Origin of the sequence: Mesorhizobium sp. M8A.F.Ca.ET.181.01.1.1, assembly GCF_004792025.1 — a bacterium.
In the GTDB taxonomy this organism is placed as follows: Bacteria; Pseudomonadota; Alphaproteobacteria; order Rhizobiales; family Rhizobiaceae; genus Mesorhizobium.
In genome coordinates this window covers 37948-63174 of the sequence record NZ_SRTV01000002.1, presented here as the reverse complement: position 1 = coordinate 63174, position 25227 = coordinate 37948, and the positions used below count along the sequence as shown (strand labels likewise).

At 61.9% G+C, this 25227-nt stretch carries 18 protein-coding genes and 1 tRNA gene; 14 read left to right on the top strand and 5 right to left on the bottom strand.

The features are described 5' to 3' along the window. Positions 1-95: 95 nt before the first annotated feature. Positions 96-1472, top strand: coding sequence for a TIGR03808 family TAT-translocated repetitive protein (locus tag EN824_RS08585; protein ID WP_127280457.1), 1377 nt, complete (start codon positions 96-98; stop codon positions 1470-1472). Between the two features lie 8 nt (positions 1473-1480). Here EN824_RS08585 and EN824_RS08580 read toward each other — a convergent pair whose 3' ends face one another. Next, entirely contained in the window at positions 1481-2485 is a 1005-nt protein-coding gene (locus tag EN824_RS08580) for an asparaginase (RefSeq protein WP_127280458.1), read from the bottom strand. Positions 2486-2512: 27 nt separating this feature from the next. Further along, positions 2513-3679 (bottom strand): acetyl-CoA acetyltransferase, encoded by a 1167-nt coding sequence (locus tag EN824_RS08575; RefSeq protein ID WP_135915282.1) that lies wholly within the window; start codon positions 3677-3679, stop codon positions 2513-2515. A 198-nt stretch (positions 3680-3877) separates the two neighbouring features. On the opposite strand from EN824_RS08575, the gene betI reads away from it, so the two are divergent. The 5 genes from betI to betB all read left to right on the top strand — a co-directional run bounded on the left by betI (position 3878) and on the right by betB (position 10182). Further along, positions 3878-4468 carry a transcriptional regulator BetI gene (gene betI, locus EN824_RS08570; protein WP_135915281.1) on the top strand — a complete coding sequence of 197 codons (591 nt, stop codon included), beginning with the start codon at positions 3878-3880 and terminating at the stop codon, positions 4466-4468. Continuing rightward, a complete protein-coding gene (gene betC, locus EN824_RS08565) occupies positions 4465-5994 on the top strand; it encodes a choline-sulfatase (protein ID WP_127277706.1) in 1530 nt (509 codons plus the stop codon). Before betI ends, betC begins: the two co-directional genes overlap by 4 nt. Then, a complete protein-coding gene (locus tag EN824_RS08560; protein WP_189343612.1) occupies positions 5991-6995 on the top strand; it encodes a threonine/serine dehydratase in 1005 nt (334 codons plus the stop codon). Before betC ends, EN824_RS08560 begins: the two co-directional genes overlap by 4 nt. Then, on the top strand, positions 6988-8640 hold the full coding sequence (betA, locus tag EN824_RS08555; RefSeq protein ID WP_135863648.1) for a choline dehydrogenase: 1653 nt from the start codon (positions 6988-6990) through the stop codon (positions 8638-8640). Before EN824_RS08560 ends, betA begins: the two co-directional genes overlap by 8 nt. A gap of 78 nt (positions 8641-8718) precedes the next feature. Beyond that, positions 8719-10182, top strand: coding sequence for a betaine-aldehyde dehydrogenase (betB, locus tag EN824_RS08550; protein WP_127277705.1), 1464 nt, complete (start codon positions 8719-8721; stop codon positions 10180-10182). Between the two features lie 6 nt (positions 10183-10188). Here betB and EN824_RS08545 read toward each other — a convergent pair whose 3' ends face one another. Then, the gene (locus EN824_RS08545; protein WP_127277704.1) at positions 10189-12423 is read right to left on the bottom strand and encodes a mannose-1-phosphate guanylyltransferase/mannose-6-phosphate isomerase; all 2235 of its coding nucleotides are present in this window, start codon (positions 12421-12423) and stop codon (positions 10189-10191) included. A 51-nt stretch (positions 12424-12474) separates the two neighbouring features. Further along, positions 12475-13374, bottom strand: a complete 900-nt coding sequence (locus EN824_RS08540; protein WP_127871316.1) for a LysR family transcriptional regulator — start codon at positions 13372-13374, stop codon at positions 12475-12477. A gap of 113 nt (positions 13375-13487) precedes the next feature. Here EN824_RS08540 and EN824_RS08535 point away from each other — a divergent pair, with 113 nt between their 5' ends. Then, positions 13488-14381 (top strand): NmrA/HSCARG family protein, encoded by an 894-nt coding sequence (locus EN824_RS08535; protein ID WP_135863645.1) that lies wholly within the window; start codon positions 13488-13490, stop codon positions 14379-14381. A gap of 1 nt (position 14382) precedes the next feature. Here EN824_RS08535 and EN824_RS08530 read toward each other — a convergent pair whose 3' ends face one another. Continuing rightward, positions 14383-15903, bottom strand: coding sequence for a phosphomannomutase/phosphoglucomutase (locus EN824_RS08530; RefSeq protein ID WP_127277703.1), 1521 nt, complete (start codon positions 15901-15903; stop codon positions 14383-14385). Positions 15904-16102: 199 nt separating this feature from the next. Here EN824_RS08530 and EN824_RS08525 point away from each other — a divergent pair. The 7 genes from EN824_RS08525 to EN824_RS08495 all read left to right on the top strand — a co-directional run bounded on the left by EN824_RS08525 (position 16103) and on the right by EN824_RS08495 (position 25224). Next, positions 16103-16179, top strand: a tRNA-Pro gene (locus EN824_RS08525). A gap of 221 nt (positions 16180-16400) precedes the next feature. Next, complete coding sequence (locus tag EN824_RS08520; protein ID WP_135932145.1) at positions 16401-17090, top strand: response regulator; 690 nt, start codon at positions 16401-16403, stop codon at positions 17088-17090. Next, positions 17090-18127, top strand: coding sequence for a HAMP domain-containing sensor histidine kinase (locus EN824_RS08515; RefSeq protein ID WP_135932144.1), 1038 nt, complete (start codon positions 17090-17092; stop codon positions 18125-18127). Before EN824_RS08520 ends, EN824_RS08515 begins: the two co-directional genes overlap by 1 nt. Positions 18128-18244: 117 nt before the next feature. Continuing rightward, positions 18245-18514, top strand: a complete 270-nt coding sequence (locus tag EN824_RS08510) for a hypothetical protein (protein WP_135932143.1) — start codon at positions 18245-18247, stop codon at positions 18512-18514. Between the two features lie 97 nt (positions 18515-18611). Then, positions 18612-20168, top strand: a complete 1557-nt coding sequence (locus EN824_RS08505; protein WP_135932142.1) for a class I SAM-dependent DNA methyltransferase — start codon at positions 18612-18614, stop codon at positions 20166-20168. Beyond that, positions 20165-21526: a restriction endonuclease subunit S gene (locus EN824_RS08500; protein WP_189522143.1), complete on the top strand. Its 1362-nt coding sequence runs from the start codon at positions 20165-20167 to the stop codon at positions 21524-21526. Before EN824_RS08505 ends, EN824_RS08500 begins: the two co-directional genes overlap by 4 nt. A gap of 494 nt (positions 21527-22020) precedes the next feature. Beyond that, a complete protein-coding gene (locus EN824_RS08495; protein WP_245520963.1) occupies positions 22021-25224 on the top strand; it encodes a type I restriction endonuclease subunit R in 3204 nt (1067 codons plus the stop codon). Positions 25225-25227: the final 3 nt, after the last annotated feature.

Here is a 25227-nt window from a genome sequence, read left to right as displayed (position 1 = left end):
GCCCCCCGAGAACGGCTGCCCAGCGTCTGGCATGATTCCTGCGGTGTCAGGACTGGACACTGGGGTGTCGGACTGAACACTTGGATTGTGTGCCGATGTTGAACAGACGAATGCTGCTGACTCAGACCGCCGGCTTTGCCGTGATGGGCCTCGCGCTCGGCAAGGCGGCGGCCGCCAGCCTGACCGGCATCGAGAAGGCCTCGATGCGCGGTTCCATCAATGCCACGGAACTTGGCGTGCAGCCCGGCACGTTTGACGACCAGAGCAAGGCCTTCGCCAAGCTGCTGCGCGATGCCAACGGCCGCGACATGCCAGTCTTCCTGCCGCCCGGCACCTATGTGGTGTCCAATCTCTCGCTGCCTGGCCGCGTGCGTCTGTCCGGAGTACCGGGTGCGACGCGGATCGTCTATGGCGGCGACGGCCATCTGTTCATGGCGGAACAGGCCGACCATATCGAACTCAGCGGGCTGGTCTTCGACGGTTCGAACCGCTCGATGGGCGACTATGCACAAGGGCTGCTCGATCTGCGCCGGGTCGCTCACCTGGTGGTGGATAACTGCCAGATCACCGGAAGCGGCAAGAACGGGCTGGCGCTGGAACACGCGGCGGGCAGGATCGAGCGTTCGGACATATCAGGAGCGGCGGACGCCGGCATCTATTCCGTCGAAGCCGCAGGACTGGCAGTCACCGGCAACACCGTCTCCGATTGCGCCAATGGCGGCATCCTCGTGCACCGCTGGCAAGCCGCGGAAGACGGCACCATGGTCACCGGCAACCGCGTCGAACGCATTGGCGCGCGCAGCGGCGGGACCGGCCAGAACGGCAACGGCATCAATGCCTTCCGCGCCGGAAATGTCGTCATCTCGGGCAATGTGGTTTCGGACTGCGCCTTCTCCGCGATCCGCGCCAACAGTTCCAGCAATCTGCAGATATCGGGCAACACCTGCTTACGCTCGGGCGAGACCGCGGTCTACTCCGAGTTCTCGTTCGAGGGCGCCGTCATCTCCAACAACATCGTCGACGGTGCGGCCAACGGTATCTCGATCGTCAACTTCAACGAAGGCGGCCGCATGGGTGTCTGCTCCGGCAACATCGTGCGCAATTTGTCGACATCAGGCCCCTACACCGCCGACCCGCCCGGTTTCGGCGTCGGTATCGCCGTCGAAGCCGACACCATTGCTTCCAGCAACGTCATCGAGAATGCACCGCTCTACGGCATGTCGATCGGCTGGGGGCCGTATCTGCGTAATGTCGTGGCCACGGGAAACATCATCCGCAAGGCAGGCACCGGTATCGTCGTCAGCGTGGTCGAGGGCGCCGGCACCGCCGTCATCTCCGACAATGTCATCGACGGTGCGTCGAACGGGGCGGTTGTCGGCCAGCGCTGGGCCGAGCCGGTGACCTCAGACCTCACCCAGACCAGCAGCAGCGGCTTTGCGCATCTGACCGTCGAGCGCAACCGCGTCAGCTGATTGCCACTTCAATTCAAGACCGGCGTCGGCCTCAGCGCCCCGACCTTGGCGCCAATGCGGCTTTCGATCGGCGCGTTCGCCAGTTCGAGCAGCTTCGCCGACAAGGCTTCGTCCGCCCGCAGCAGCCTGGCGAGGACGGCGGCAGCGATTGCGTCGCCGGCGCGACCGGCACCGTCATCGCATTTGACCGCGATGCCAAGGCCGAGTTCCGGAAGCGCGGCACAATGGACGCCCTCGGCCCCGCCTTTGGCAAAAATCCGCCCGGGAGCGGCTTCCATCAGCAGCAGGTCGGCACGGCCGGTGCCCGCGACGAAGAACGGCTCCGCCATGCAGGCCGAAAGCAGTCGCTTCGCAGCTTTCGCCCGCTCGGGGCCAAAGCCCTGTCCCGTCACCATGCGGGCAAAGCCGAGCGCGAAACTCCTCAGCGGCACCGCATAGGTCGGGATCGAGCAGCCATCGGTCGCGCGTTCGTCGGCGCCGTGGACAGCGCCGGTGACCGACTGCATGGCGTCGCGCACCATTTCCTGCAAAGCGTGCCCCGGCTTGACGTAGCCGCGATGCTCCATGCCGGAATGCACGCAGGTGCAAAGGAAGCCGGAATGCTTGCCGGAACAGTTGTTGTGAAGCGCATTTGGTGAACCGCCGGCACGTGCGAGCGCAATCTCGGCGTCATGGTCCGAGGGCCAGTGGGTGCCGCATTCGAGCGCCGACCTATCCAGCCCGGCCCCGGCCAGCATGGACCGCGCCAGGTCGACATGTGCCGGCTCGCCGGAATGGGAGGCACACGCTAGCGCCAGTTCGCGGTTGCCGAAGCCGTAGGCATCGGCGGCACCCGTTTCGACAAGCGGCAGGGCCTGGATCGCCTTGACGGCGGAGCGGGGAAAGACCGGCTTCGATGTGTCGCCGATCTCCAGGACCGGCTTGCCGCCGGCATCGAAGACGGCGACGGCGCCGCGATGGGCGCTCTCGACAATGGCGCCGCGCAAGACTTCGATCAGAACCGGATTGGCCATGTCACCTCCCGTGAATGCCGGGGCGGTTTACCTGATCCGATCAAGAATGGAAACGTAGTTGGCGACAGCCGCGCCGCCCATGTTGAAAATGCCGCCGAGTTTTGCGCCCGGCACCTGGATGCCACCGGCTTCGCCAACAAGCTGCATGGCGGTCAAGACATGCATGGAGACGCCGGTGGCGCCGATCGGATGGCCCTTGGCCTTCAGGCCTCCTGAGGGATTGACCGGCAGGCGGCCGTCTTTTGCCGTTGTGCCATCCAGCGCCAGCTTGGCGCCCTCACCGGGCTTGGCCAGTCCCATCGCCTCATACTCGATCAGTTCGGCGATGGTAAAACAGTCATGCGTCTCGACGAAGGAGAGATCGTCGAGCGTCACGCCGGCATTCTTCAAAGCGCGGGTCCAGGCCTGCTCGCAGCCTTCGAAGGCCAAGATGTCGCGCTTCGACATCGGCAGGAAATCCTGCACGTGTTCGTTGGCGCGGAAGGCTACGGCGCGGCGCATCTTCAGCGCCGTCGCCGTGTCGGCAAGGACAAGGGCGGCGGCGCCGTCGGAGACAAGCGAGCAGTCGGTGCGCTTCAAGGGTCCCGCGACGAACGGGTTTTTCTCACTCTCCTGCCGGCAGAAATCATAGCCGAAATCCTTGCGCATCTGCGCATAGGGATTGTCGACGCCGTTCTTGTGGTTCTTGGCGGCGATCATGGCGAGCGCATCCGACTGATCGCCATAGCGTTGGAAATAGCCCTGCGCGATCTTGCCGAAGACGCCGGCAAAGCCGGCCGGCGTGTCACCGTCCTCGGGCAGATAGGACGCCTTGAGCAGGTTCTTGCCGATCTCGGGCCCGGGCGTTGTCGTCATCTGCTCGGCGCCGACCACCAGAACGACCCGGGCAGCGTTTGCATCGATCGCGCGGATGCCTTGCCGGACCGCGGCCGAACCGGTTGCGCAAGCATTCTCGACGCGCGTGGCCGGCTTGAAGCGCAGCCGGTCATCGGCCTGGAGAACCAGGCTTGCGGTGAAATCCTGCGCCGAAAAGCCGGCGTTGAAATGGCCAAGCACGATCTCGTCGACCTCGTCCGGGCCGATGCCGGCATGATCGAGCGCGTCCGTCGCGACCTTGACGATCAGGTTTTCGAGCGTCTCGCCCTCGAGCTTGCCGAAGCGCGAATGTGCCCAGCCAACGATACATGCGGTCATGCCGGTCTCCATCCTTGGCGCCAGCCTAGCATGTGGGCTCATGGCGCACTTCGTCTTTATTGTTCAAATATAAACATTCCTGCTCGAACCGTGAAGAGCCGCCGCGCAACAATCGCTTGGTGCAGGTCGCGTCAGCATCGATTTTTTGTTGATTGACGCGTCAATAAAAAATAATCTCCCGAAAAGATCGGGAACAGCATGCCAAAGGTCGGAATGGAGCCATTGCGCCGCAAGGCGCTCATCGACGCGACGATCTCGGCGATCGGCGAGCGCGGCTCGCTTGACGTGACCATGTCCGAGATTGCCGGACGCGCCGGTGTGTCTTCGGCCCTTGCCCATCACTATTTCGGCGCCAAGGACGAGCTGCTGTTCGCGACGATGCGGCACATCCTGGCCGAACTGACCATCGACATGCGCCGCGCGCTTCAATCCACCACCTCCCCGCGCGAGCGCGTGTCGGCCGTGGTCGCCGTCAATTTTTCCGACATCCAGTTCCAGGCGGAGACCATCGCCGCATGGCTCGCCTTCTATGTCGAGGCGCAGCAATCGTCCTCGCTGCGCCGGTTGCTCAGAGTCTACGCAAGGCGGCTGCATTCGAACCTGATGAGCGGTTTGATCGGTATCCTGCCCAGGACCGAAGCCGACCGCGCCGCGGAAGCGACGGCGGCAATGATCGACGGGCTCTACATCAGGCGCGCGCTGAAGGATGGCGTGCCCGACGCCGCGACCGCGATCGCGCTGGTCGAGGACTATCTCGAAACCAAACTTGGCGGACAGCACAAACAGTGACAGCGAAGCGACCCAATTTCCTGATCGTCATGGTCGACCAGCTCAACGGGACCTTTTTCCCGGATGGGCCAGCGGAATTTCTACACACGCCGCATCTGAAAGCGCTGGCGGCGCGTTCGGCGCGCTTTGCCAACAACTACACCGCCTCGCCGCTTTGCGCACCGGGCCGCGCCTCGTTCATGAGCGGCCAGTTGCCGTCGCGCACCGGTGTCTACGACAATGCCGCTGAATTTACCTCGTCGATCCCGACCTTCGCCCATCATTTGCGTGCCGCCGGCTACTACACCTGCCTGTCGGGCAAGATGCATTTCGTCGGACCGGATCAGTTGCACGGTTTCGAGGAGCGGCTGACCACCGACATCTATCCGGCGGATTTCGGCTGGACGCCGGACTACCGCAAACCCGGCGAGCGCATCGAGTGGTGGTATCACAATCTGGGTTCGGTAACCGGCGCCGGCATCGCCGAGACCACCAACCAGATGGAGTATGACGACGAGGTCGTGTTCCTCGCGTCTCAGAAGCTCTATCAGCTTTCACGCGAACAGGACGATGCAAGCCATCGGCCATGGTGCCTCACCGTCTCGCTGTCGCACCCGCACGATCCCTATGTCGCGCGCAAGCAGTATTGGGATCTCTATGAGCATTGCCAGGCGCTGGACCCGGAAACCGGCTTCATCGCGCATGACGAGCAGGATACGCATTCCCAGCGGCTGTACCACGCCAGCGACTATCCCTCTTTCGAGATCACACCGGAGCAGGTGCGTCGTTCGCGGCGCGGCTATTTCGCCAACATCTCCTATGTCGACGACAAGCTCGGCGAGCTCCTCGACGTTCTCACCCGAACGCGCATGCTCGACGACACGATCATCCTGTTCTGCTCCGATCACGGCGACATGCTGGGCGAGCGAGGCCTGTGGTTCAAGATGAGCTTCTTCGAAGGCTCGGCGCGGGTGCCGCTGATGATCGCCGGCAAGGGCGTGCCGGCCGGGCTGATCGACGCGCCGGTCTCCAATCTCGACGTGGCGCCAACGCTTTGCGACCTCGCCGGCATCGACATCGGGTCGATCGCGCCGTGGACCGACGGCCAGTCGCTGCTGCCGCTCACCAAGGGTGGGCAGCGCACGGCACCGGTGTTGATCGAGTACGCCGCGGAAGGCTCCTATGCGCCCTTGGTGGCAATCCGCGAGGGCCGCTACAAATTCGTCCATTGCGAACTCGATCCGCCGCAATTGTTCGATCTCGAAGCCGATCCGCTGGAGCGGGACAATCTTGCCGATGATCCCGCCAATGTGGCGTTGGTGGCCGAGTTCATGGACAAGGTCAGGGCGCGTTGGGACATGGCCGGCTTCGACGCCGCCGTGCGCGAGAGCCAGGCGCGCCGCTGGGTGGTCTATCCTGCGCTGCGCAATGGCGCCTATTACCCCTGGGATTTCCAGCCACTGCAGAAGGCGTCAGAGCGGTACATGCGCAATCACATGAACCTCGACAATCTCGAAGAGAGCAAAAGGTATCCGCGAGGCGAATGATGACAGATCTTCTCGTTCCCACCCTCGATCATCTCATGCAGGCCTATGCCGTCACCTCCCAGGCGACACAGGTCACGCCGCTGCTGGAATCGACGGCACTCGCCAAGGAAACCGGTGCGGCCCGGGTCTTCATCAAGCCGGAATCGCTGCAATGGGCCGGATCCTTCAAGGTTCGCGGCGCCTATTGGCGGCTGAAGCGGCTTTCGCCCGACGAAGCAAGGAAGGGCGTCGTCGCCTATTCCTCCGGCAATTTCGCGCAAGGGCTGGCGGCCGCCGGACAGGCGCTCGGCATCCCGGTCACCATCGTCATGCCGATCGACGCCCCGGCCGCCAAGCGTGATGCGACATCAGGCTATGGCGCCCGCGTCGTGCTGACCGATCATGGCGATCGGGCGCGTGAAGAGGTCGCGGCCGCAAAGGCGCGCGAGATCGCGGAGACCGAAGGTCTGGCCCTGCTGCATCCCTTCGACGATCCGGAGATTGTCGCCGGCCAGGCGGGCGCCGGCCTCGAGGCACTCGACCAGTTGTCGGCCAAGGACGCCAGCGCTGATCTCTTGTTCTGCTCGGTCGGCGGCGGTGGGCTGATCGGCGGCGTTTCGCTCGCCTTCCACTATCTGTCGCCGGCGACCGAGATCATCGGCGTCGAGCCCGAAGGGTTCAACGGCATGGGCTCGTCACTGGCGCATGGCTCGATCGAGACCATGCCGATTGGCCCGAAGTCGATCTGCGACGGGCTGATGTCGCGCCGGCCCGGCGACGCCCCCTTCGCAGCAGTCAAGGCAGCGGGTGTTCGCGGCATCACCGTCGACGACCAGTCGGTGCGGCGGGCAATGAAGATCGCCTTCGAGCGGATGAAGCTGGTGCTGGAGCCTTCGGGCGCGGCGTCGGTGGCGGCACTGCTCGGTGGCAAGGTGGATGTGGCGGGAAAGACCGTCCTCGTGGTTGCAACCGGCGGCAATGTCTCGCTCGCCGATTTTATGGTGCATATGAACCATGCTTGAAGCGGATTTCGTCATCATCGGCTCCGGCTCCGCCGGCTCGGCCATGGCCTATCGCCTGTCCGAGGACGGCAAGCATTCGGTCATCGTCATCGAATTCGGCGGCACCGATCTCGGACCTCTGATCCAGATGCCGTCGGCGCTGTCGATCCCGCTCAACATGAACCTCTACGACTGGGGGTTCGCCAGTGAGCCGGAGCCGCATCTGGGCGGCCGCGTGCTGGCGACGCCGCGCGGCAAGGTGATCGGCGGCTCGTCCTCGATCAACGGCATGGTCTATGTGCGCGGCCACGCCCGTGACTTCGACCATTGGGCCGAACAGGGAGCGGCCGGCTGGGGTTTTGCTGACGTGCTCCCCTATTTCAAGCGCATGGAAGATTCCGACGGTGGCGAGGATGGCTGGCGCGGGCACGGCGGCCCGCTGCATGTGCAGCGCGGCTCGCGGCGCAATCCGCTCTATGGCGCCTTCGTCGAAGCGGGCCGCCAGGCAGGGTTCGAACTGACCGACGACTACAATGGCGCCAAGCAGGAAGGCTTCGGGCCGATGGAGCAGACCATTCTGGGCGGCCGCCGCTGGTCGGCGGCATCAGCCTATCTGAAGCCGGCGCTCAGGCGCAAAAACGTGAGTCTGGTCAAAGGCTTTGCGCGCCGGGTGATTATCGAGAATCAACGCGCCATCGGCGTCGAGATCGAAGCTCACAAACAGATTCAGGTCGTTAAGGCGCGACGCGAAGTGATCGTCGCGGCGTCGTCGATCAACTCGCCAAAAATCCTGATGCTGTCCGGTATCGGCCCGGCCGGGCATTTGCGCGAAAACGGCATTGCCGTCGTGGCCGACCGGCCCGGTGTGGGCGGCAACCTGCAGGACCATCTGGAGCTCTACATCCAGCAGGAATCGACCAAGCCGATCACCCTGAATTCGGTGCTGAACCCGTTCTCCAAGGCGATGATCGGGGCGCAGTGGCTGTTCTTCAAATCGGGCCTGGGCGCCACCAATCATTTCGAGGCCGCCGCCTTCGTTCGCTCGCAGGCAGGCGTCGACTATCCCGACATCCAGTACCACTTCATCCCGGCGGCGGTGCGTTATGACGGCAAGGCGGCGGCGAAATCGCATGGCTTCCAGGCGCATGTCGGGCCGATGCGCTCGAAGTCGCGCGGCTCGGTGACGTTGCGCTCGCCGGATCCGAAAGCGAAGCCGGTCATCCGCTTCAACTACATGTCGCATCCGGACGATTGGGCGGAGTTCCGCCATTGCATCCGCCTGACCCGCGAAATCTTCGGCCAGTCGGCCTTCGATGCCTACCGCGGACAGGAACTCTCGCCGGGCAGCCATGTGCAGTCGGATGACGATCTCGATATGTTCATTCGCGACCATGCCGAAAGCGCCTACCACCCTTGCGGCACCTGTCGAATGGGCCGGGTCGATGATCAATCGAGCGTCGTCGATCCGGAATGCCGGGTCATCGGCGTCGACGGATTACGGGTCGCCGACTCCTCGATCTTCCCGCGCGTGACCAACGGCAACCTCAACGCACCATCGATCATGACCGGCGAGAAGGCGTCCGATCACATCCTTGGCCGTACACCGCTCGCGCCGTCCAACCAGGAGCCATGGATCAATCCTCGCTGGCAGGCGTCTGACAGATAGGCCATGATCCGGGCAACCGATCGAGCCGCCTCGATAGATTGAGCCGCCCACTTGGGCGCAGACGATTTGGAGATCCCCATGCGCGCCCAGCCCACGGCTTCGCACTATGTCAACGGACGCTATATCGAGGACGAAGGCGGCGCGCCGCTGCCGGTGATCTATCCTGCCACGGGCGAGACCATCGCCATGCTGCGTTCGGCGACGCCGAACGTGCTGGAACTCGCTATCGAGGCCGCACGCGCCGCACAGCCGGCCTGGGCGCGGCTCAAGCCGGTCGAGCGCGGCCGCATTCTGCGCCGTGCCGCCGACATTTTGCGCGCCCGCAACGCCGACCTTGCCCGCATCGAGACGCTGGACACCGGCAAGGCGATCCAGGAGACGCTGGTGGCGGACGCGCCTTCAGCAGCCGATTGCCTTGAATATTTCGCCGGCGCGGTCGCCGTCTTCAATGGCGAAGCGGTCGACCTCGGCGGACCCTTCGCCTACACGCGCCGCGAGGCGCTTGGCGTCTGCGTCGGCATCGGCGCATGGAACTATCCGATCCAGATCGCCGGCTGGAAATCGGCGCCGGCGCTCGCCATGGGCAACGCCATGGTGTTCAAGCCATCGGAAAACACGCCGCTTTCGGCGCTGGCGCTGGCCGAGATCTACTCGGAAGCTGGTCTACCCGACGGGCTGTTCAACGTCGTGCAAGGCTATGGCGATGTCGGCGCCGGGCTGGTCGGCCATGATGTCGTCGCCAAGGTTTCGGTGACCGGCTCGGTGCCGACCGGGCGCAAGGTCCTGTCGCTGGCCGGCTCAGGGATGAAGCACGCGACGATGGAACTCGGCGGCAAGTCGCCGCTGATCGTCTTCGACGATGCCGATGTCGAAAACGCCATTGGCGGCGCCATGCTCGGCAATTTCTATTCGAGCGGCCAGATCTGTTCCAACGGCACGCGCGTCTTCGTGCAGAGCGGCATTCACGACCGCTTTGTCGAGCGGCTGGTCGAGCGAACCAAGAAAATCCGCATCGGCGATCCGCTCGATCCGGATACGCAGATGGGTCCGTTGGTCAACAAGGCGCAGCAAGACAAGGTCGTCGGCTATATCGCGGCTGGCAAGCAGGATGGCGCCACGCTCGCTTGCGGCGGCAACGTGCCGTCGCTGCAGGGCTTCCAGGGCGGCTTCTTCGTCGAGCCTACGGTCTTCACCGGCGTCACCGACACCATGCGCATCGCCCGCGAGGAGATTTTCGGCCCGGTCATGAGCGTGCTGAAATTCGACGGTGAGGACGAGGTTATAGACCGCGCCAACGACACCGAGTTCGGCCTTGCCGCGGGCGTGTTCACACGCGACCTGCCGCGTGCCCACCGCGTCATTGCCGAGTTGCAGGCCGGAACCTGCTGGATCAACGCCTACAATCTGACCCCTGTGGAAATCCCCTTCGGCGGGGTCAAGCAATCGGGCATCGGCCGCGAGAATTCGCTGGCGGCACTGGCGCTCTATTCGCAGCTGAAGTCGATCTATGTCGAGACCGGGGACGTGGCAAGCCCGTACTGATCCCGCCTACTTGTCCACAGTCCCATCCAGATACTGGGTCAGCGCACAGACCAGATGGTAGAAGATACTGGCCGGCACGTCTGACGCCAGCGAGCGGCCGCGTTCGTCGATGCGGTCGATCCAGAGGCCCAGCGGCGCCGGGTCGATGTGCCAGCGGAACAGCCGGCCGACGCGCGCCTCGATCTCCGGCTTGAGATCAGGGCCGCCCGAGCCATCCAGCGCGATCGCCGCCTTGAGCGCTTCGGCCTGCGGCCAACTGCGCGATATCAGGTCGAGCGGCAGGCCCTGCCGCGAGACTGCCCCATAGGCAAGGCCGGTGGCGCGGTTAAGGCCGTTGGCGATCGCCGAGGCATAGAGTTTTCGGGCATAGACGCTCAGCTCGGCCTGGCCGCTTCGATCGGCAAAATCGACCAGCAGCGATGCCCATTCGAAGTGATGGCCGGGTTCGGTCCAGGTTCCCTTCTCTCCCAAGACCGGTTTCCATTCGGCATCGAAATACTCGCCGAGCGTCCAGCTCTCGGGGTCGAAGAAATGGCTGCGGAAGAGGTCGATGATGCGGGCCGCGCGTCGCAGATGCGCGCGCTCTCCGGTCGCCTGGTGCCAGGCCAGGAAAGCTTCGAGCAGATGCATGTGCGGATTGGAGCGCCGCTCGCCGGCCCCATCCGATGTCTCGAGGAACCCCGTCATGCGGCTGTCCTCCAGATGCGCATCGAGGAAGGCGAAGGTCTCCTCGCCGAGCCGCAAGGCATCGGGATTGCCCGACATATGCGCGTGCGCCAGTGCCAGCAGAATGCAGGAATGATCGTAGGCGTCCTCGACCGGGTCGGCGACGGAGCCATCGACATTCAGCGTGCGCACCCAACCGCCCCGTTCGGTGCGGCCCTGCCCTGCCATGAAATCGATGCCATGCGCGATCAGCCGGTCGGCCGGGCCGGTCCAGCCACGTTCCTTGGCAACGGCGAAAGCATAGACCTGCCTGGCCTGGGTGCGCATGCGCTTGGGCTTGACGAGCGGCCTGGTGTCGAAACCCAACGCCTCGTGGAAGCCGCCATGGCGCTCGTCGACGCCTGATGTCGACCATAGCGGCAAGGTCTCCTGGAACAGCCAGTGATGCACGCGCCGCCGCCAGGCGCCGCTTTCGATGACGCGGTCGTGCGCTGGCGTGAATCTGGTTTCCAGCCGTCCCGATTTTTCGAGTTGTTCGACGATCTTCTTGACGTGCTGGCTGTGGCTCACCGGGGCAACGAAAGTGGCATCCGCCGTCGAGACGATGGCAACGTCCTTCATGCCGATCGCCGACAGCAGGCGGCCGTCGCTACGGATATAGGAATTCTCACAATCGATGGCGACGACATCACCGACGACGACGTTGCCTCGCTCGTCAGCGGGACCGACGTCGAGGAGCGATTGCCAGGAGCCGAGATCGTTCCAGCGGAAACCGGCCGGCACCATGGCGATGTCTTTTGCCCGCTCCATGATGGCATAGTCGATCGAGTTCGACGGGATGGCCGCGTAGAGCTCCAGCGGCATATAGAGGCCGGACAGGTCCGATGTCGCCGCCTTGTAGGCCGCTTCGGTAGTGCGCCAGATATCGGGCTGGAATGCCTCGAAGGCGTCGCGCATGGCACCCGCCCGAAACAGGAAGATGCCGGTGTTCCAGTAGAAATTTCCCGCCTTGAGATAATCATTGGCCGTCGCGAGGTCGGGCTTCTCGACGAAGCGCGAAACGTCGAACACCCCGCCCTTCTCGGCCGATACCTCGATATAGCCGTAACCGGTTTCCGGCTGGGTCGGCTTGATGCCGAACACCACCAGGCGGCCGGCGCGCGCCGCCTGCGATCCCGCTTCGATACTTTGCCAGAATTGCCCCGCCGTCGCTATTTCATGGTCGGAAGGCACCACCAGCACCAGGCTGTCGCCGAATTCCGACAGAGTGCGCAGCGTCGCCAGTGCGACGGCGGCGGCGGTGTTGCGTCCCGCGGGCTCGAACAGCGGGCCGCCGCCGGCAAGATCGAGACCGGCCAAGTCGGCATGGACACGATCGGCGTGACGTTCCGAGGCGATCAGGAAGATCGGCGTCTCGCCAGCCGGTCTCGCCGTCAGGCGGCGCAAGGTCTTGGCCAGCATGGAGCCATCGCCCGACAGATCGTGGAACTGCTTGGGATTGTCCTCGCGTGACAGCGGCCATAGCCGAGAGCCAACGCCGCCGCTCATGACAAAACTGACGATCCGCTCGGTCATTCAGGTCTCGCGCTCGGGAATTGGAGGTCGATTGGGTAGCACAGACGCCCTTTAAGCGGTATTTGCCCGATTGGAAATCCGCTCGGCCGCCAGTTCGATAAAGGCCTTCACCAGGGGCGAAAGGTGGCGGCTGCTCGGATAGAGCACATGCAGTCCGCCGGCCGGTGTCGTGTAATCCTCGAGGACGCGCTGCAGGCGCCCCTGATCGATCAGCCCTTCGGCCATCGCCTGGGGCAATTGGGCGACACCGAAGCCGGCGAGCGCGGCAGCAAGCACCGCCTGCATTTCATTGGCGGCGAAGCGCCCGGTGACCACGACCGTCTCCTGGCCTTGTGGTCCATCCAGCACCCAATGGGCGCCCGAGGCCGATGGGCCCGCGATGACGCATCGATGGCGCGCGAGATCCGCCGGGCCTTCCGGCATTCCATATCGTGCGAGATAGTCGGGGCTGGCGCAGAGCAACCTGCGCGCGGCACCGAGCTTGCGGGCGATCAGCGTCGAATCCTGGAGGGTGCCGGTGCGGAAGGCGAGGTCGATACCGTCCTCGACCAGGTTGAGCTTGTCGTCGGTGAGCCGAAGCTCGACATTGGTCTTCGGATACAGCGCCAGAAAGTCGACCACGGCGCGGATGAGGAAATAGCCGCCAAAACCTACCGGGGCCGAAATGCGGATGGTGCCCGACGGTTCCGCCCTCGCCTCCGCCAGACGCAGATTCGCCTCCTCGATCGTGCGCAGCCCCTGGCTGCTTTGCTCATAATACAGACGCCCGGCATCCGTCAGGTTGAGGCTGCGTGTCGTGCGCTGCAACAGGCGCACGCCGACCTCGCGTTCGAGCGCGGCGACACGGCGGCTGACCGACGTCTTGGGCATGGCAAGCAGACGCGCGGCGGCGGTGAAGCTGCCGGCCTCGACGACGCGAGCAAACACGATGACATCGTTGAGATCGATCATTGTACTCACCAGTGAGACAAAGTTTTCCAACTATAGGCAGTTATGCATCAATCCGACAGAGCCTAATTTTGCTCCAGGCAAACAAGCCGGACAGAGAAAAAGGAGCAGACGAAATGACCAGCAAACGAAACATTCTTGTGACCGGCGCCACGGGCCAGCAAGGCGGCGCGGTAGCGCGTGCGCTGTTGTCCAGGGGCCATCACGTCAAGGGACTGACGCGCAAGCCGGGCAGCGAGGGCGCGCGGCAACTGGCGTCGGCGGGCGCCGAGGTGGTGGCCGGCGATCTCGCCGAAGCGGGCTCGGTCGTGAGCGCCGCAAAAGGCGTCGACACCATGTTCCTGATGGGCAACAGCTATGAGGCCGGTCTCGAGGAAGAGACCCGTCTGGGCATCCTAGCCGCCGATGCGGCGAAGACCGCCGGCGTCGGACACTTGATCTATTCCTCCGTTGCCGACGCCGACAAGAAGACCGGCATCCCGCATTTCGAAAGCAAATATCTGGTCGAGAGGCATATCGAGCAGCTCGGCATTCCCTATTCGATCAGCGCGCCGGTGGCCTTCATGGAGAATGCCGTTGCGCCGTGGTCGATCGGTGCGCTCAACCAAGGCATCCATGCCTTCGCCATGCCACCCAAGCGCGTCCTCCAGCTCGTCTCGCTGGTAGATATCGGCGCCTTCGTGGCCGCTCTGGTCGAGCGGCGGGAAGAAGTGTTCGGCAAGCGCTTCGATTTCGCCGGCGACGAATTGTCAGGCGAAGAGCAGGCTAAAATCCTGTCCGGCGCCATCGGCCACCCGATCCGCTACCAGGAAATCCCGATCGCAGTTGCCCGCCAGCAGAGCGAGGACGCGGCGCTGATGTTCGAATGGTTCGACCGCGTCGGCTACGACGTCGATATCGCCGCCTTGCACAGGGAATTTGCGGAGGTGCGCTGGCACGGCTTTGCCGACTGGGCGCGCGATTTTGACTGGGGCGTGCTGACGGCCGCAGCGCCTGCAGCAGGGCGCTGACCTAGAAAGTCTGGTTATAAGCGCCGACTTCCGGACTGCGGCGCAGCACGGCGTCGACGGCATCGAACATCTGCCGGCGACGCTCGGACGAGACCGGGCTTTCGACGACCACGACCAGTTCCGGCTTGTTCGACGAGGCGCGCACCAGACCCCAGGTGCCGTCCTCGGCGACGACGCGGACGCCATTGACGGTGACGAGGTCCATGATCTTCTGGCCCGCGAAACTGGTACCGTCCCGCTGCATCGCCTGAAAATCGGAGACCACCCGTTCGACGACGCCGTATTTCACATCGTCCGCGCAGTGCGGCGACATGGTCGGGGTTCCGAAGGTCAGCGGCAGCGCACGGTAGAGATCGGCCATCGAGCTGGCCGGGTTGCGGTCCAGCATCTGACAGATGGCGATTGCCGTCACCAACCCGTCGTCATAGCCGCGCCCGATCGGCGGGTTGAAGAAGAAATGGCCCGACTTTTCGAAGCCGGCGACAGCGCCGAGTTCGGCAACGCGGCGTTTAATGTAGGAATGGCCGGTCTTCCAGTAGTCGGTAACGGCGCCATTGGCGCGCAGCACCGCGTCGGTGTTGAACAGTCCGGTCGACTTGACGTCGACGACGAAGGTCGAACCCGGATGGAGCCGCGAAATATCCCGCGCGAGCATGACGCCGACCTTGTCGGCGAAGATTTCGTTGCCTTCATTGTCGACGACACCGCAGCGGTCGCCGTCGCCATCGAAGCCCAGACCGACATCGGCCCCTGTCTCCAGCACCTTGTCCCTGATGGCATGCAGCATCCGCATGTCCTCCGGGTTGGGATTGTAGCGCGGGAAGGTATGGTCGAGTTCGGCATCGAGCGGAATCACCTCGCAACCGATGCGCCGCAAGGCTTCCGGGGCAAAGGCGCCGGCAGTGCCATTGCCGCAAGCAGCGACCACTTTGAGCTTGCGTGTGATGCGCTTGTCCCCGACCAGGTCGTCGAGATAGGTGGCGCGAAAATCGCGGACGAAATCATAGGAGCCGCCGCCTGTAAGGTCGAAATCGCCGGCGAGCACCATCGCCTTCAGCGCGGTCATCTCCTCAGGCCCGAAGGTCAGCGGCCGCGCGGCTCCCATCTTGACGCCGGTCCAGCCGTTCTCGTTGTGCGAGGCGGTGACCATGGCGACGGACTGCGTCTCCAGTGCGAACTGCGCGAAATAGGCCATAGGCGACAGCGCCAGGCCGATGTCCTTCACCCTTGCGCCGGCCGCCATCAGCCCGGAAACCAGCGCTAGCTTGATGCCAAGCGAATAGGACCGGAAATCATGCCCGGTGACGATGTCGGGTCCGGCGCCGAGACGGCGAATCAGCGTGCCGAGCCCCATGCCAAGCGCCTGGACGCCGATCAGATTGAGTTCCGGCGGCACCGTCGAACCGGGATGACCGAACCACCAGCGCGCATCATATTCACGAAACCCGGATGCCTTGATCAGCGCCGCGGTTTCGAATTTGAAGCTGTTGGGCCAGGCTTCGCCAACGATTTTTGGGGGCAAGACAGCAGGGCTCCAGGAGACAGAAACACGATCTATCGAGGCAGCGGCGTAGCACACAAGGCTTTAAGCCGCGTTTATCCCGGATGGAAATCCGAGCTTTCCGGCAAGCCCCGACGAAAGCGCACGAAATGCGACAGAAGTGCTGCCATTGCCGCTTGCAGGAACGAAGTGTGGCGGCTATAAGCCCGCGGTCTGGTCACGGAGTGTAGCGCAGCCTGGTAGCGCACCTCGTTCGGGACGAGGGGGTCGCAGGTTCAAATCCTGCCACTCCGACCAGAATAATCAAATACTTAGCATTTCCCGAAAATCGCTACCTACCTGATACCCTACCTGAAACGCGAAGGAGGCGTCGTTCTGCGAAATGCGCAGCCGACCGACTTGATCGTCGTCGGGTCTACCGATACCGTTTATGAGAGCGAGGTCTGGTTTTGGATTTTACGCCCTACGAGTAGGCAGCCATAAAGCTATTCGTCCATCAAATACCTGAGGAACACCTGGTGCTCATTTATCCGCTCCAAACCTACAAATCTAACGCGAAGCTGGCGGACTTCTATAAGCGGCAGTCCACGTCGCTTAATATAGCGCACAGGCGAGGGTCCGTAAAAATTGCGGCCATCGACGACGAGCCCTTCAGTCCGCAAACTAGTTTAAAAGCATTTGGCTACAATATTGACCACATCGGCGACATCAAAAGTGTTTCTGAAATAAAAGACTATCCAATCGTCTTATGTGATCTAATGGGAGTTGGAATTCATTTTGATAAATCTTCTCAAGGCGCGACCATAATTCGTGAAATTAAAAAAAACTACCCTGCAATTATTGTAGTTGCTTATACCGGATCTAGTCTGGGCTCACTTCAGGCACGGGCAGCGAAAGATTATGCAGACGCCGTCATAAAGAAGGACGCTGACAATTCGGAGTGGAGTTCCGCGCTTGATGGGTTGCTCGACCAAGCTTTGGACCCTCATGCCGTTTGGAAAAGAATTCGGGCGAGCCTTGTAGCGGCCGACGTGGACACGATCGACCTTGTGGTTCTTGAGGACGCTTACGTCCATGCAATTTTGTCACGAGATAGTTCGTTCGCTCGCCTTTCGGCCGCTGTGAAGGACCGCGGCCTTTCCGGTGATGCCCGCTCGATCGTCCAAGGCATAATAAGTTCGGCGATTTTCAAATTGATCGTCGGCTGATGTTCCCCATCTTTACCGTCATACGGACCGCAGACGAACGCATCGAAACCCACGAAGGAACTCTAATCCGAGTACCGGTCGAACTTCGAGATCAGGCGCGAATTCGGCGCTACGCTTTGATACGCTCCCCAGGGTGGTCAAGGTCGGAATTTGGATACAGTGCTTACGCGCGAGCCAACGAAAAAGGAGACTTCTACGTCTTCCCTGGGCTGATTGTCGCAAATGAGCGGAAGCCTGATCGGAATTTTGGCAACTATCGTACGGAGTTCCAAAAGACAGAAATTGAGAGCTACGTCGACGGCCTTTTCCGATTGATTTCAGAACGCGATGAACGAGTTGAGGAGAATTTGAACCTTCTCATTCACGATCTCCGGAGACTTTCAGGCGCGATTTACCACGCAGCCGAGGAAGCTAAGGGTTTTCTGGCTGCACGGGATTGGGACCAACTTGGCGTCCGCCTAAACAACGTCACGGCGGCTCAGGCGATGCTCGCCATCCGGACGGATATCGTCGATTTTCAGAAAGATACAACGCTCGCCTTTAACGAGACGGAGATACCGGTCTACCGCAGGGTGGATAAAGTTGTTCGATGCTTCACGCCGCTGGCCAATAAGAGTAATATCCGAATTTCCATCCAAGGCAGCTCATTCTCTTCGGTCGTTGGTCCAAACTTATTTGAGATCATACCCTATATATTGATAGATAACGCCGTTAAGTATTCTCCGCAAAATGCGGAAGTTAAAGTTCTTATTGAAGACAAGTCCGGAGAAACACGCTTTTCCGTAAATTCTATTGGCCCCGTGATCGAGGAGGCCGAGCGAGAACACATTTTTGACAAGAGTTTTCGTGGCAAGAATGCGATTAATTCGGGAAGGCCGGGTTCGGGCATTGGTCTTTTTCTCGCTCGGGCGTTGGTTGCACGTTTCGGTGGGACAATAACCTTGCAACAAAGCGACCGTCGCCAAGTGGTCGGCGAGACAACGATGACTAATGTGACTTTCACAATTGCCATACCCAATACGACGGTGTCGACCTAGACGGTCGGACGTCACCATTTTCACGCTCGCGGTCGTGTTCGACGGACGCCAGCTTTTAAATCATCCGTCTTACCTTTATATGCTCTTGGTACGATGCGATTACGCGATGAAAATCGGATGCGTTTGCTACGCGAGATGGAGCACGACATCCGCAATAGCCAGTTTTGGCGCCGGAAACCGAAGGGCGCTGACGCGGCGATCCGGAGGCTCTATTTGACTGGCGCCGGCGACTGCGGCGGCTCTCACTGGCCGTCCGATGCGCCGCAGGAGGTGGTTGACGCCCGCATCGCTTCTGAACGCAAGTTGGAGCGGGATTTCGAGGCGCTTTGGAAACGTGATGCCGAGTTGGCGCGGTCAATTGATTGGGACGCCTCCCGGACCGAGTGATCCGCGCGAGTGCCGATTTTGAGCAATCCTCTTCGCTTGCTTTACAGCGCCCCACGGGACGGCCTACTTTCCCCGCGACTGATTTGGGGGAAGCACAGTGGCGGCAGTAAACGGCAACAATTCCGATCTTAATTTCACGGCCGATCTTTTCCGGGCGGCTGACAAGCTGCGCGGAAACCTGGAGCCCTCGGAATACAAGCACGTTGCACTCGGCCTGATATTCCTGAAATACATCTCCGACGCCTTCGAGGGTCAGCACGCGAAGCTCGCGGCGGAGGCGCATGCCGACGCGGAAGACCCGGAAGAGTACCTGGCGGAAAACGTGTTCTGGGTGCCGAAGGAGGCGCGCTGGCCCTTCCTGCAAGCCAACGCCAAGCGTCCCGAAATCGGCAAGCTGATCGACGAGGCGATGGAGGCCATCGAAAAGACGCCTTCGAACGAAGGGCTGAAAGGCGTCCTGCCGAAGAACTACGCTCGTCCGACGCTCAACAAGACGATGCTGGGCGAGTTGATCGACCTGTTCTCCAACATCGGCATGCACGACAGCACCGATAAGGCGAAAGACTTGCTTGGCCGGGTCTACGAGTATTTCCTGTCGGGCTTCGCTGGTTCGGAGGGCAAGCGCGGCGGCGAGTTCTTCACACCGCGCTCGGTGGTGCGCACGCTGGTCGAGTTGCTCGAACCTTACAAGGGCCGTGTCTATGACCCATGCTGCGGGTCCGGCGGGATGTTCGTACAGTCGGAAAAGTTCATCGAGGAGCACGGCGGGCGGCGCGATGCCATCGCCATTTACGGCCAGGAGATCAACCACACGACTTGGCGTCTGGCGAAGATGAACCTCGCCGTCCAGGGCATTGACGCCGATATCCGCTGGAACAACGAGGGCAGCTTCCATCGCGACGAACTACCGGACCTGAAGGCCGACTTCATCCTCGCCAATCCGCCGTTCAACGTGTCGGATTGGGGTGGCGAACGGCTGGCCGATGACCAGCGTTGGAAATACGGCACGCCGCCGAAGGGCAACGCCAATTTCGGCTGGCTCCAACACATCCTGCATCACCTCGCGCCGCGCGGCACGGCGGGCGTAGTGCTCGCCAACGGCTCAATGTCGTCGCAGCAATCCGGCGAAGACGACATCCGCAAGGCGATGGTCGAGGCGGATGTCGTGGACTGCATGGTCGCGTTGCCGGGACAGCTGTTCTTCTCGACGCCAATCCCGGCGTGCCTGTGGATACTGGCGCGGGACAAGAGTGCCAACGGCCACCGGGACCGGCGGGGCGAAATCCTGTTCATCGACGCCCGCAAGCTCGGGTTCATGGTGGACCGCGTGCGTCGCGAGTTCAGCGCGGAAGATATCAACAAGATCGCAGGGAGCTACCATCGCTGGCGAGCCAAGCCTGAGACGCGCGCGGCAAACAATTGGGCCGAATACGCCGACCAACCTGGCTTCTGCAAATCGGCAGCGCTCGCCGAGGTTCGCGAGCACGGACACATTCTGACGCCCGGACGATATGTGGGCGCGGGTGACATCGAAGACGACGGCATATTGTTCGCCGAGAAGTTCGAGGAACTGTGGGAGCGATTGCAAAAACAGTTTGTCGAAGGGCGAGCGTTGGAAGAGCGGATTGAGCGGGCCTTGGGTATGTTATCGTGAGCTACTCACAAAAGCTCATTGGTGATTTTTGCCGTGAAGGCATTGTCGAGTTACAAACCGGCCCGTTTGGCTCGCAACTGCATTCATACGACTATGTAGAAGACGGTGTGCCCGTTATTCCGACGGAAGCTATTAAAGAGCGCCGGATCGTGTTGGATGGCTTGCCGAGAGTGGCTCGTGAGACAGCAGATCGCCTTTCGAAGCACCAGCTCTTACTAGATGACATCCTTTTCGCGAGACGTGGAGCCCAAGCTACCGGCCAGACGGCCATCGTTCGTGACCAGGATGTGGGCGCTATATGCGGGACTGGAGCCATACGGCTTCGGGTCCGACGAAAACAATCCTCGCTCCTTCCCGCCTTCCTCTCTCACTTTCTTTCGTCGCCAGAAGCAGTTGCATGGATACGGGCGCAGGCCATCGGCGCAACAATGCCGAACCTGAATGAGGGCATCATCAAACGGATCGCCGTTCCTGTGCCGCCGTTTGATCTCCAAACTCGAATGGCGACCACGCTCAACGACCTTGACGACAAAATCGAACTGAACCGGCGTACGAACGAGACGCTGGAGGCGGTAGCGCAAGCGATCTTCCGCGACTGGTTCATCGATTTCGGCCCAACCCGCCGGAAGATCGAGGGTGCTACCAATCCCCTCGAAATTATGGGGGGCCTAGTCATCGATCCCGAGCGAGTGCGGCAGTTGGCCGATCTTTTTCCGGCGACCTTGGGCGATGATGGACTGCCGGATGGCTTTGACGAATTTCAGCTGGAGGACATCGCCAGTCAGCATACCTCTACGTTAACTCCGCTCGCATTTTCTCACGAAACCTTCGCCCACCACAGCCTTCCGGCATTCGATAAAGATCGAAACCCTATCATCGAGACGGGGGCGGCCATCCTCAGCAACAAGACTATCGTCCCACCCTCATCCGTTTTGTTGTCAAAACTCAACCCAGAAATCTCAAGAGTTTGGCTACCGGCGGATCATGCTGATCATCGGGCGGTTTGCTCCACGGAGTTCCTCGCCTTTACGGCTAAAAAAGGGTTCGGACGAGCTTTAGTGTATTCTCTTTTCTCCAGCACACCGTTCCGTTCGCTATTAACTGGAATGGTGACAGGAACGTCCAAGAGCCATCAACGCATTTCACCGAAGGCTCTTGTCAGCCAGGTGGTACTTGCAACGTCTATGGGTGTTGGAGACGCGTTTGAAGCACTCGTCGCGCCGTTTCTTCAGCGAATACAGCACAATCGAGCAGAAAACCGTACCCTCGCCGGTACTCGCGACCTCCTCCTCCCCAAGCTGATGTCGGGCGAAATCCGTCTCTCCGAAGCCGAACAACTTGCTGGAGCCGCAGCATGAGCGTGCCGGAAATGCAGTTCAAAAAGGCGGTCGTCGCGCTACTCGACAAGGAGGGGCGCGAGCACAGGGAGAAGCATCAGGCGAATAAGGCCAATCGCTACACGATTTCGGCGGTCGGCGGATACTCGCTCGAAGTCATGTTCGAAAAGGGCCCGAAAGGGCCCCGCACCTTTGGTGCCCCCTCAAAGTCGCGGCACTTGTCGCCGACGTGCCCTGGGAACCATACCCTGCCGAAGCACTGTGGACGACGAAGAACAAGCAGGGCGAGCCGGAATACGGCCGCCACAGCGCCTTGCAAAACATGAGCCAGTTGGCGAAGGCCGACCTGGCGCGGTTCACGCCGGGGACTTTGAGCCAGGTTCGCGCAATCGTTAACGCCATCAAGAAGCTATCAGCGGGAAATGGCGCGCGATGAAGGTCCGAAGACGCGTTCCGCCAGCGGACGTAGTCTGGCAGCGCCCGCGACGGATTGGTGTGTTGGGGGACAGCTAGGCATGACGATCGGCGAAAACATGCTCTACGAACATCCAGCGGCGGACTATTCGCGCTCGGGCTTCCGCGAGGACATCGTCGAGGACGCGGCCATCGGCATTTTCAAAGACCTTGGCTACATCTACGCCCCAGCGGCCTGGATCGCGCCGGACGGCTCCGCGCCGGAGCGTGAGGCCTATTCCGACACCATCCTGACATCGAGGCTGGTGGATGCGGTCGCGCAGCTGAACCCGTCCATCCCGGCGGAGGCGCGGGCAGCCGCGATCAAGCAGCTTTTCGTGACGGTGACGCCATCGCTGGCCGAGGAAAACCGGCGCATCCATCGCCTTCTCACCGAGGGTATCGATGTTGAGTTCGTCGTCGCCGATGGCGAGATTAAGGGTGACAAGGTCTGGCTGGTCGACTTCGACAATCCCGACAAAAACAACTGGCTGGTGACCAACCAGTTTACCGTCGTCGAGGGCCGCCACAAGCGTCGCCCCGACATCGTCGTTTTCGTCAACGGCTTGCCGCTCGCCATCATCGAGTTGAAGAACGCCGGGGCGGAAGCCGCCGACATCAGCGCCGCGTTCAACCAGTTGCAGACCTACAAGGCACAGGTGCCGTCGCTGTTTCGCACCAATGCCGTGCTGGTGGCTTCCGACGGCGTCCTGGCGCGCATCGGCTCGCTGACCGCCGACGAGGAACGCTTCATGCCCTGGCGCACTGTCACGGGCGCTGACGGCGATTTTACGCCGCATGGCCCGCGTGAGATGGCGACGCTGTTGCGCGGCTTGTTCGACCGCGACCGCTTCCTCGCGTTGTTGCGCGATTTCATCGTCTTCGGCGACAAGGGCGAAGGACCATTCAAAATCATTGCCGGTTATCATCAGTTCCACGGCGCACGGAAGGCGCTCGCCAGCGCGATCGAGGCGGCGCGCCCCGACGGCGACCGGAAGATCGGCGTGATTTGGCACACACAGGGCTCGGGCAAGAGCCTGCTGATGGCGTTTTTCGGCGGGCTCGTGGTTCGGTCGCGGGAACTGGCGAACCCGACGCTGGTTGTTCTGACGGACCGCAATGACTTGGACGACCAGTTGTTTTCGACGTTCAGCCTGTGCCGCGACTTGATCCGCCAGACGCCGGAACAGGCCGACAGCCGCGACGAACTTCGCCGGCTGCTCAACCGCGCATCGGGCGGCGTGATCTTCACGACGGTGCAGAAATTCTCGCCCGAGGCCGGCGAGGAAAGCTTCCCGATGCTGACGGAGCGGCGCAACGTCATCGTCATCGCCGACGAAGCGCACCGCAGCCAATACGGCTTCGACGCCAAGCTCGACAAGGCAACCGGCAGGCGCCGCTATGGCTATGCGCACTATATCCGGCAAGCCTTGCCGAACGCATCGTTCATTGGCTTCACCGGTACACCGATCGAGGCCGACGATGTGAATACGCCGGCGATCTTCGGCGAGTATATCGACGTTTACGACATTAGCCGCGCGGTGGAGGACGGGGCGACTGTTCCAATCTTCTACGAGAGCCGCCTCGCCCGGATAGAGCTGGACGAGGACGAGAAACCGCGCATCGACGCCGAGATCGAGGCCATCCTTGAAGACGACGAGTTGTCGGAGCAGGAAAAGCTGAAGGCGAAGTGGACAACGGTCGAGCGGCTGGTCGGCTCGGAAAAGCGCCTGGCGCAAATCGCCGCCGACCTGGTCGAGCACCTCGAAGCGCGCCTTGCCGGCATGAACGGCAAGGCGATGGCGGTCTGCATGAGCCGTCGCATCTGCGTCGATTTCTACAAGCAGATCATTAAGCTGCGGCCCGAATGGCATTCCGACGATGACGACAAGGGCGCGGTCAAGATCGTCATGACCGGTTCGGCGTCCGACCCGCTCGATTGGCAGCCGCATATTGGCAACAAGAAGCGCCGCGACGAACTTGCCAAGCGGGCGCGCGACCCCGACGATCCGCTTAAACTGGTGATCGTGCGCGACATGTGGCTGACCGGCTTTGATGCGCCATGCATGCATACCATGTACATCGACAAGCCGATGCGCGGCCACGGCCTCATGCAGGCGATTGCCCGCGTCAACCGGGTGTTTAAGGACAAGCCCGGCGGCCTGATCGTGGATTACATCGGCATCGCCCAGAACCTCAAGAACGCGCTCGGGCAATATACCAAGTCGGATCAGGAAAAGACTGGCATCGACGAGGAAGAAGCCGTCGCGGTGCTGATGGAGAAGTTTGAGGTCGTGCGCGGGATGTTCCATGGTCACGATTACAGCCTCGGCATCGTCGGCCGGCCTCATCAGCGGCTCGCTGCGCTTGCAGACGCCATCGACTGGATTTTGAAATGGCAGGAGAATGAAGCCGCCAAGGTCGGCGGCACGGACGAGAAGAAAAAGGCCCATCGCCGCTTTCAAGACGCGGTGCTGGAACTCAGCAAGGCCAATGCGCTCGCCTCGGCTAGTGACGAGGCCCGCGCTATCCGCGACGAAATCGGCTTCTTCCAAGCGGTACGGGCGGCGCTGGTCAAAACGACTGGCACCGGCAAGATGTCGGACCGCGCCAAGAGCTTCGCGGTCGAGCAGCTTCTCGACCAAGCGGTCGCCAATGCGGAGATCGTGGACATATTGAAGGCGGCGGGCATCCAGTCGCCGGACCTGTCCATCCTATCTGACGAGTTCCTGGCGGAAATCCAGCAGATGGAGAAGAAGAACCTGGCACTGGAGGCATTGAAAAAACTTCTCAACGGCGAGATCAGGAGCCGGTCGCGGTCGAACCTGGTTGAGACGAAATCCTTTTCCCGGCGGCTGGAGGAGGCTGTCGCCCGCTATCATGCCAACGCGATTTCTACAGTGGAGATGATCCAAGAGTTGATCGCGCTGGCGAAGGACATCAAGGCTTCTGCCGCGCGTGGCGAGGAGCACGGCCTATCGCCGGAAGAGCTCGCGTTCTACGACGCGCTTGCCGAGAATGAGAGCGCGGTCGAGGCGATGGGCAGCGATCAGCTTCGCGTCATCGCTCATGAGCTTGTCGAACAGATGCGCGGGTCGGCGACCGTTGACTGGCAGCACAAAGCTAGCGCCCGCGCCCGCATGCGTATTCTCGTTAGGCGCATCCTGAAAAAATACGGCTACCCGCCCGATCTTGAGCAGGAAGCCGTCCAGACGGTGTTGGCGCAGGCGGAGGTAATGTTGCGGGAAGTGGCGCCGTCGGCGTAGCCG

Excerpts from the sequence above, each read along its gene's own strand:
- EN824_RS08540 (WP_127871316.1), bottom strand. The coding sequence starts at position 13,374 with ATGATCGATCTCAACGATGTCATCGTGTTTGCTCGCGTCGTCGAGGCC.
- EN824_RS08545 (WP_127277704.1), bottom strand. The coding sequence starts at position 12,423 with ATGACCGAGCGGATCGTCAGTTTTGTCATGAGCGGCGGCGTTGGCTCT.
- betA (WP_135863648.1), top strand. The coding sequence starts at position 6,988 with ATGCTTGAAGCGGATTTCGTCATCATCGGCTCCGGCTCCGCCGGCTCG.
- EN824_RS08535 (WP_135863645.1), top strand. The coding sequence starts at position 13,488 with ATGACCAGCAAACGAAACATTCTTGTGACCGGCGCCACGGGCCAGCAA.
- EN824_RS08585 (WP_127280457.1), top strand. The coding sequence starts at position 96 with ATGTTGAACAGACGAATGCTGCTGACTCAGACCGCCGGCTTTGCCGTG.
- EN824_RS08495 (WP_245520963.1), top strand. The coding sequence starts at position 22,021 with ATGACGATCGGCGAAAACATGCTCTACGAACATCCAGCGGCGGACTAT.
- EN824_RS08515 (WP_135932144.1), top strand. The coding sequence starts at position 17,090 with ATGTTCCCCATCTTTACCGTCATACGGACCGCAGACGAACGCATCGAA.
- EN824_RS08510 (WP_135932143.1), top strand. The coding sequence starts at position 18,245 with ATGCGTTTGCTACGCGAGATGGAGCACGACATCCGCAATAGCCAGTTT.
- betI (WP_135915281.1), top strand. The coding sequence starts at position 3,878 with ATGCCAAAGGTCGGAATGGAGCCATTGCGCCGCAAGGCGCTCATCGAC.
- EN824_RS08580 (WP_127280458.1), bottom strand. The coding sequence starts at position 2,485 with ATGGCCAATCCGGTTCTGATCGAAGTCTTGCGCGGCGCCATTGTCGAG.
- EN824_RS08575 (WP_135915282.1), bottom strand. The coding sequence starts at position 3,679 with ATGACCGCATGTATCGTTGGCTGGGCACATTCGCGCTTCGGCAAGCTC.
- betB (WP_127277705.1), top strand. The coding sequence starts at position 8,719 with ATGCGCGCCCAGCCCACGGCTTCGCACTATGTCAACGGACGCTATATC.
- EN824_RS08560 (WP_189343612.1), top strand. The coding sequence starts at position 5,991 with ATGATGACAGATCTTCTCGTTCCCACCCTCGATCATCTCATGCAGGCC.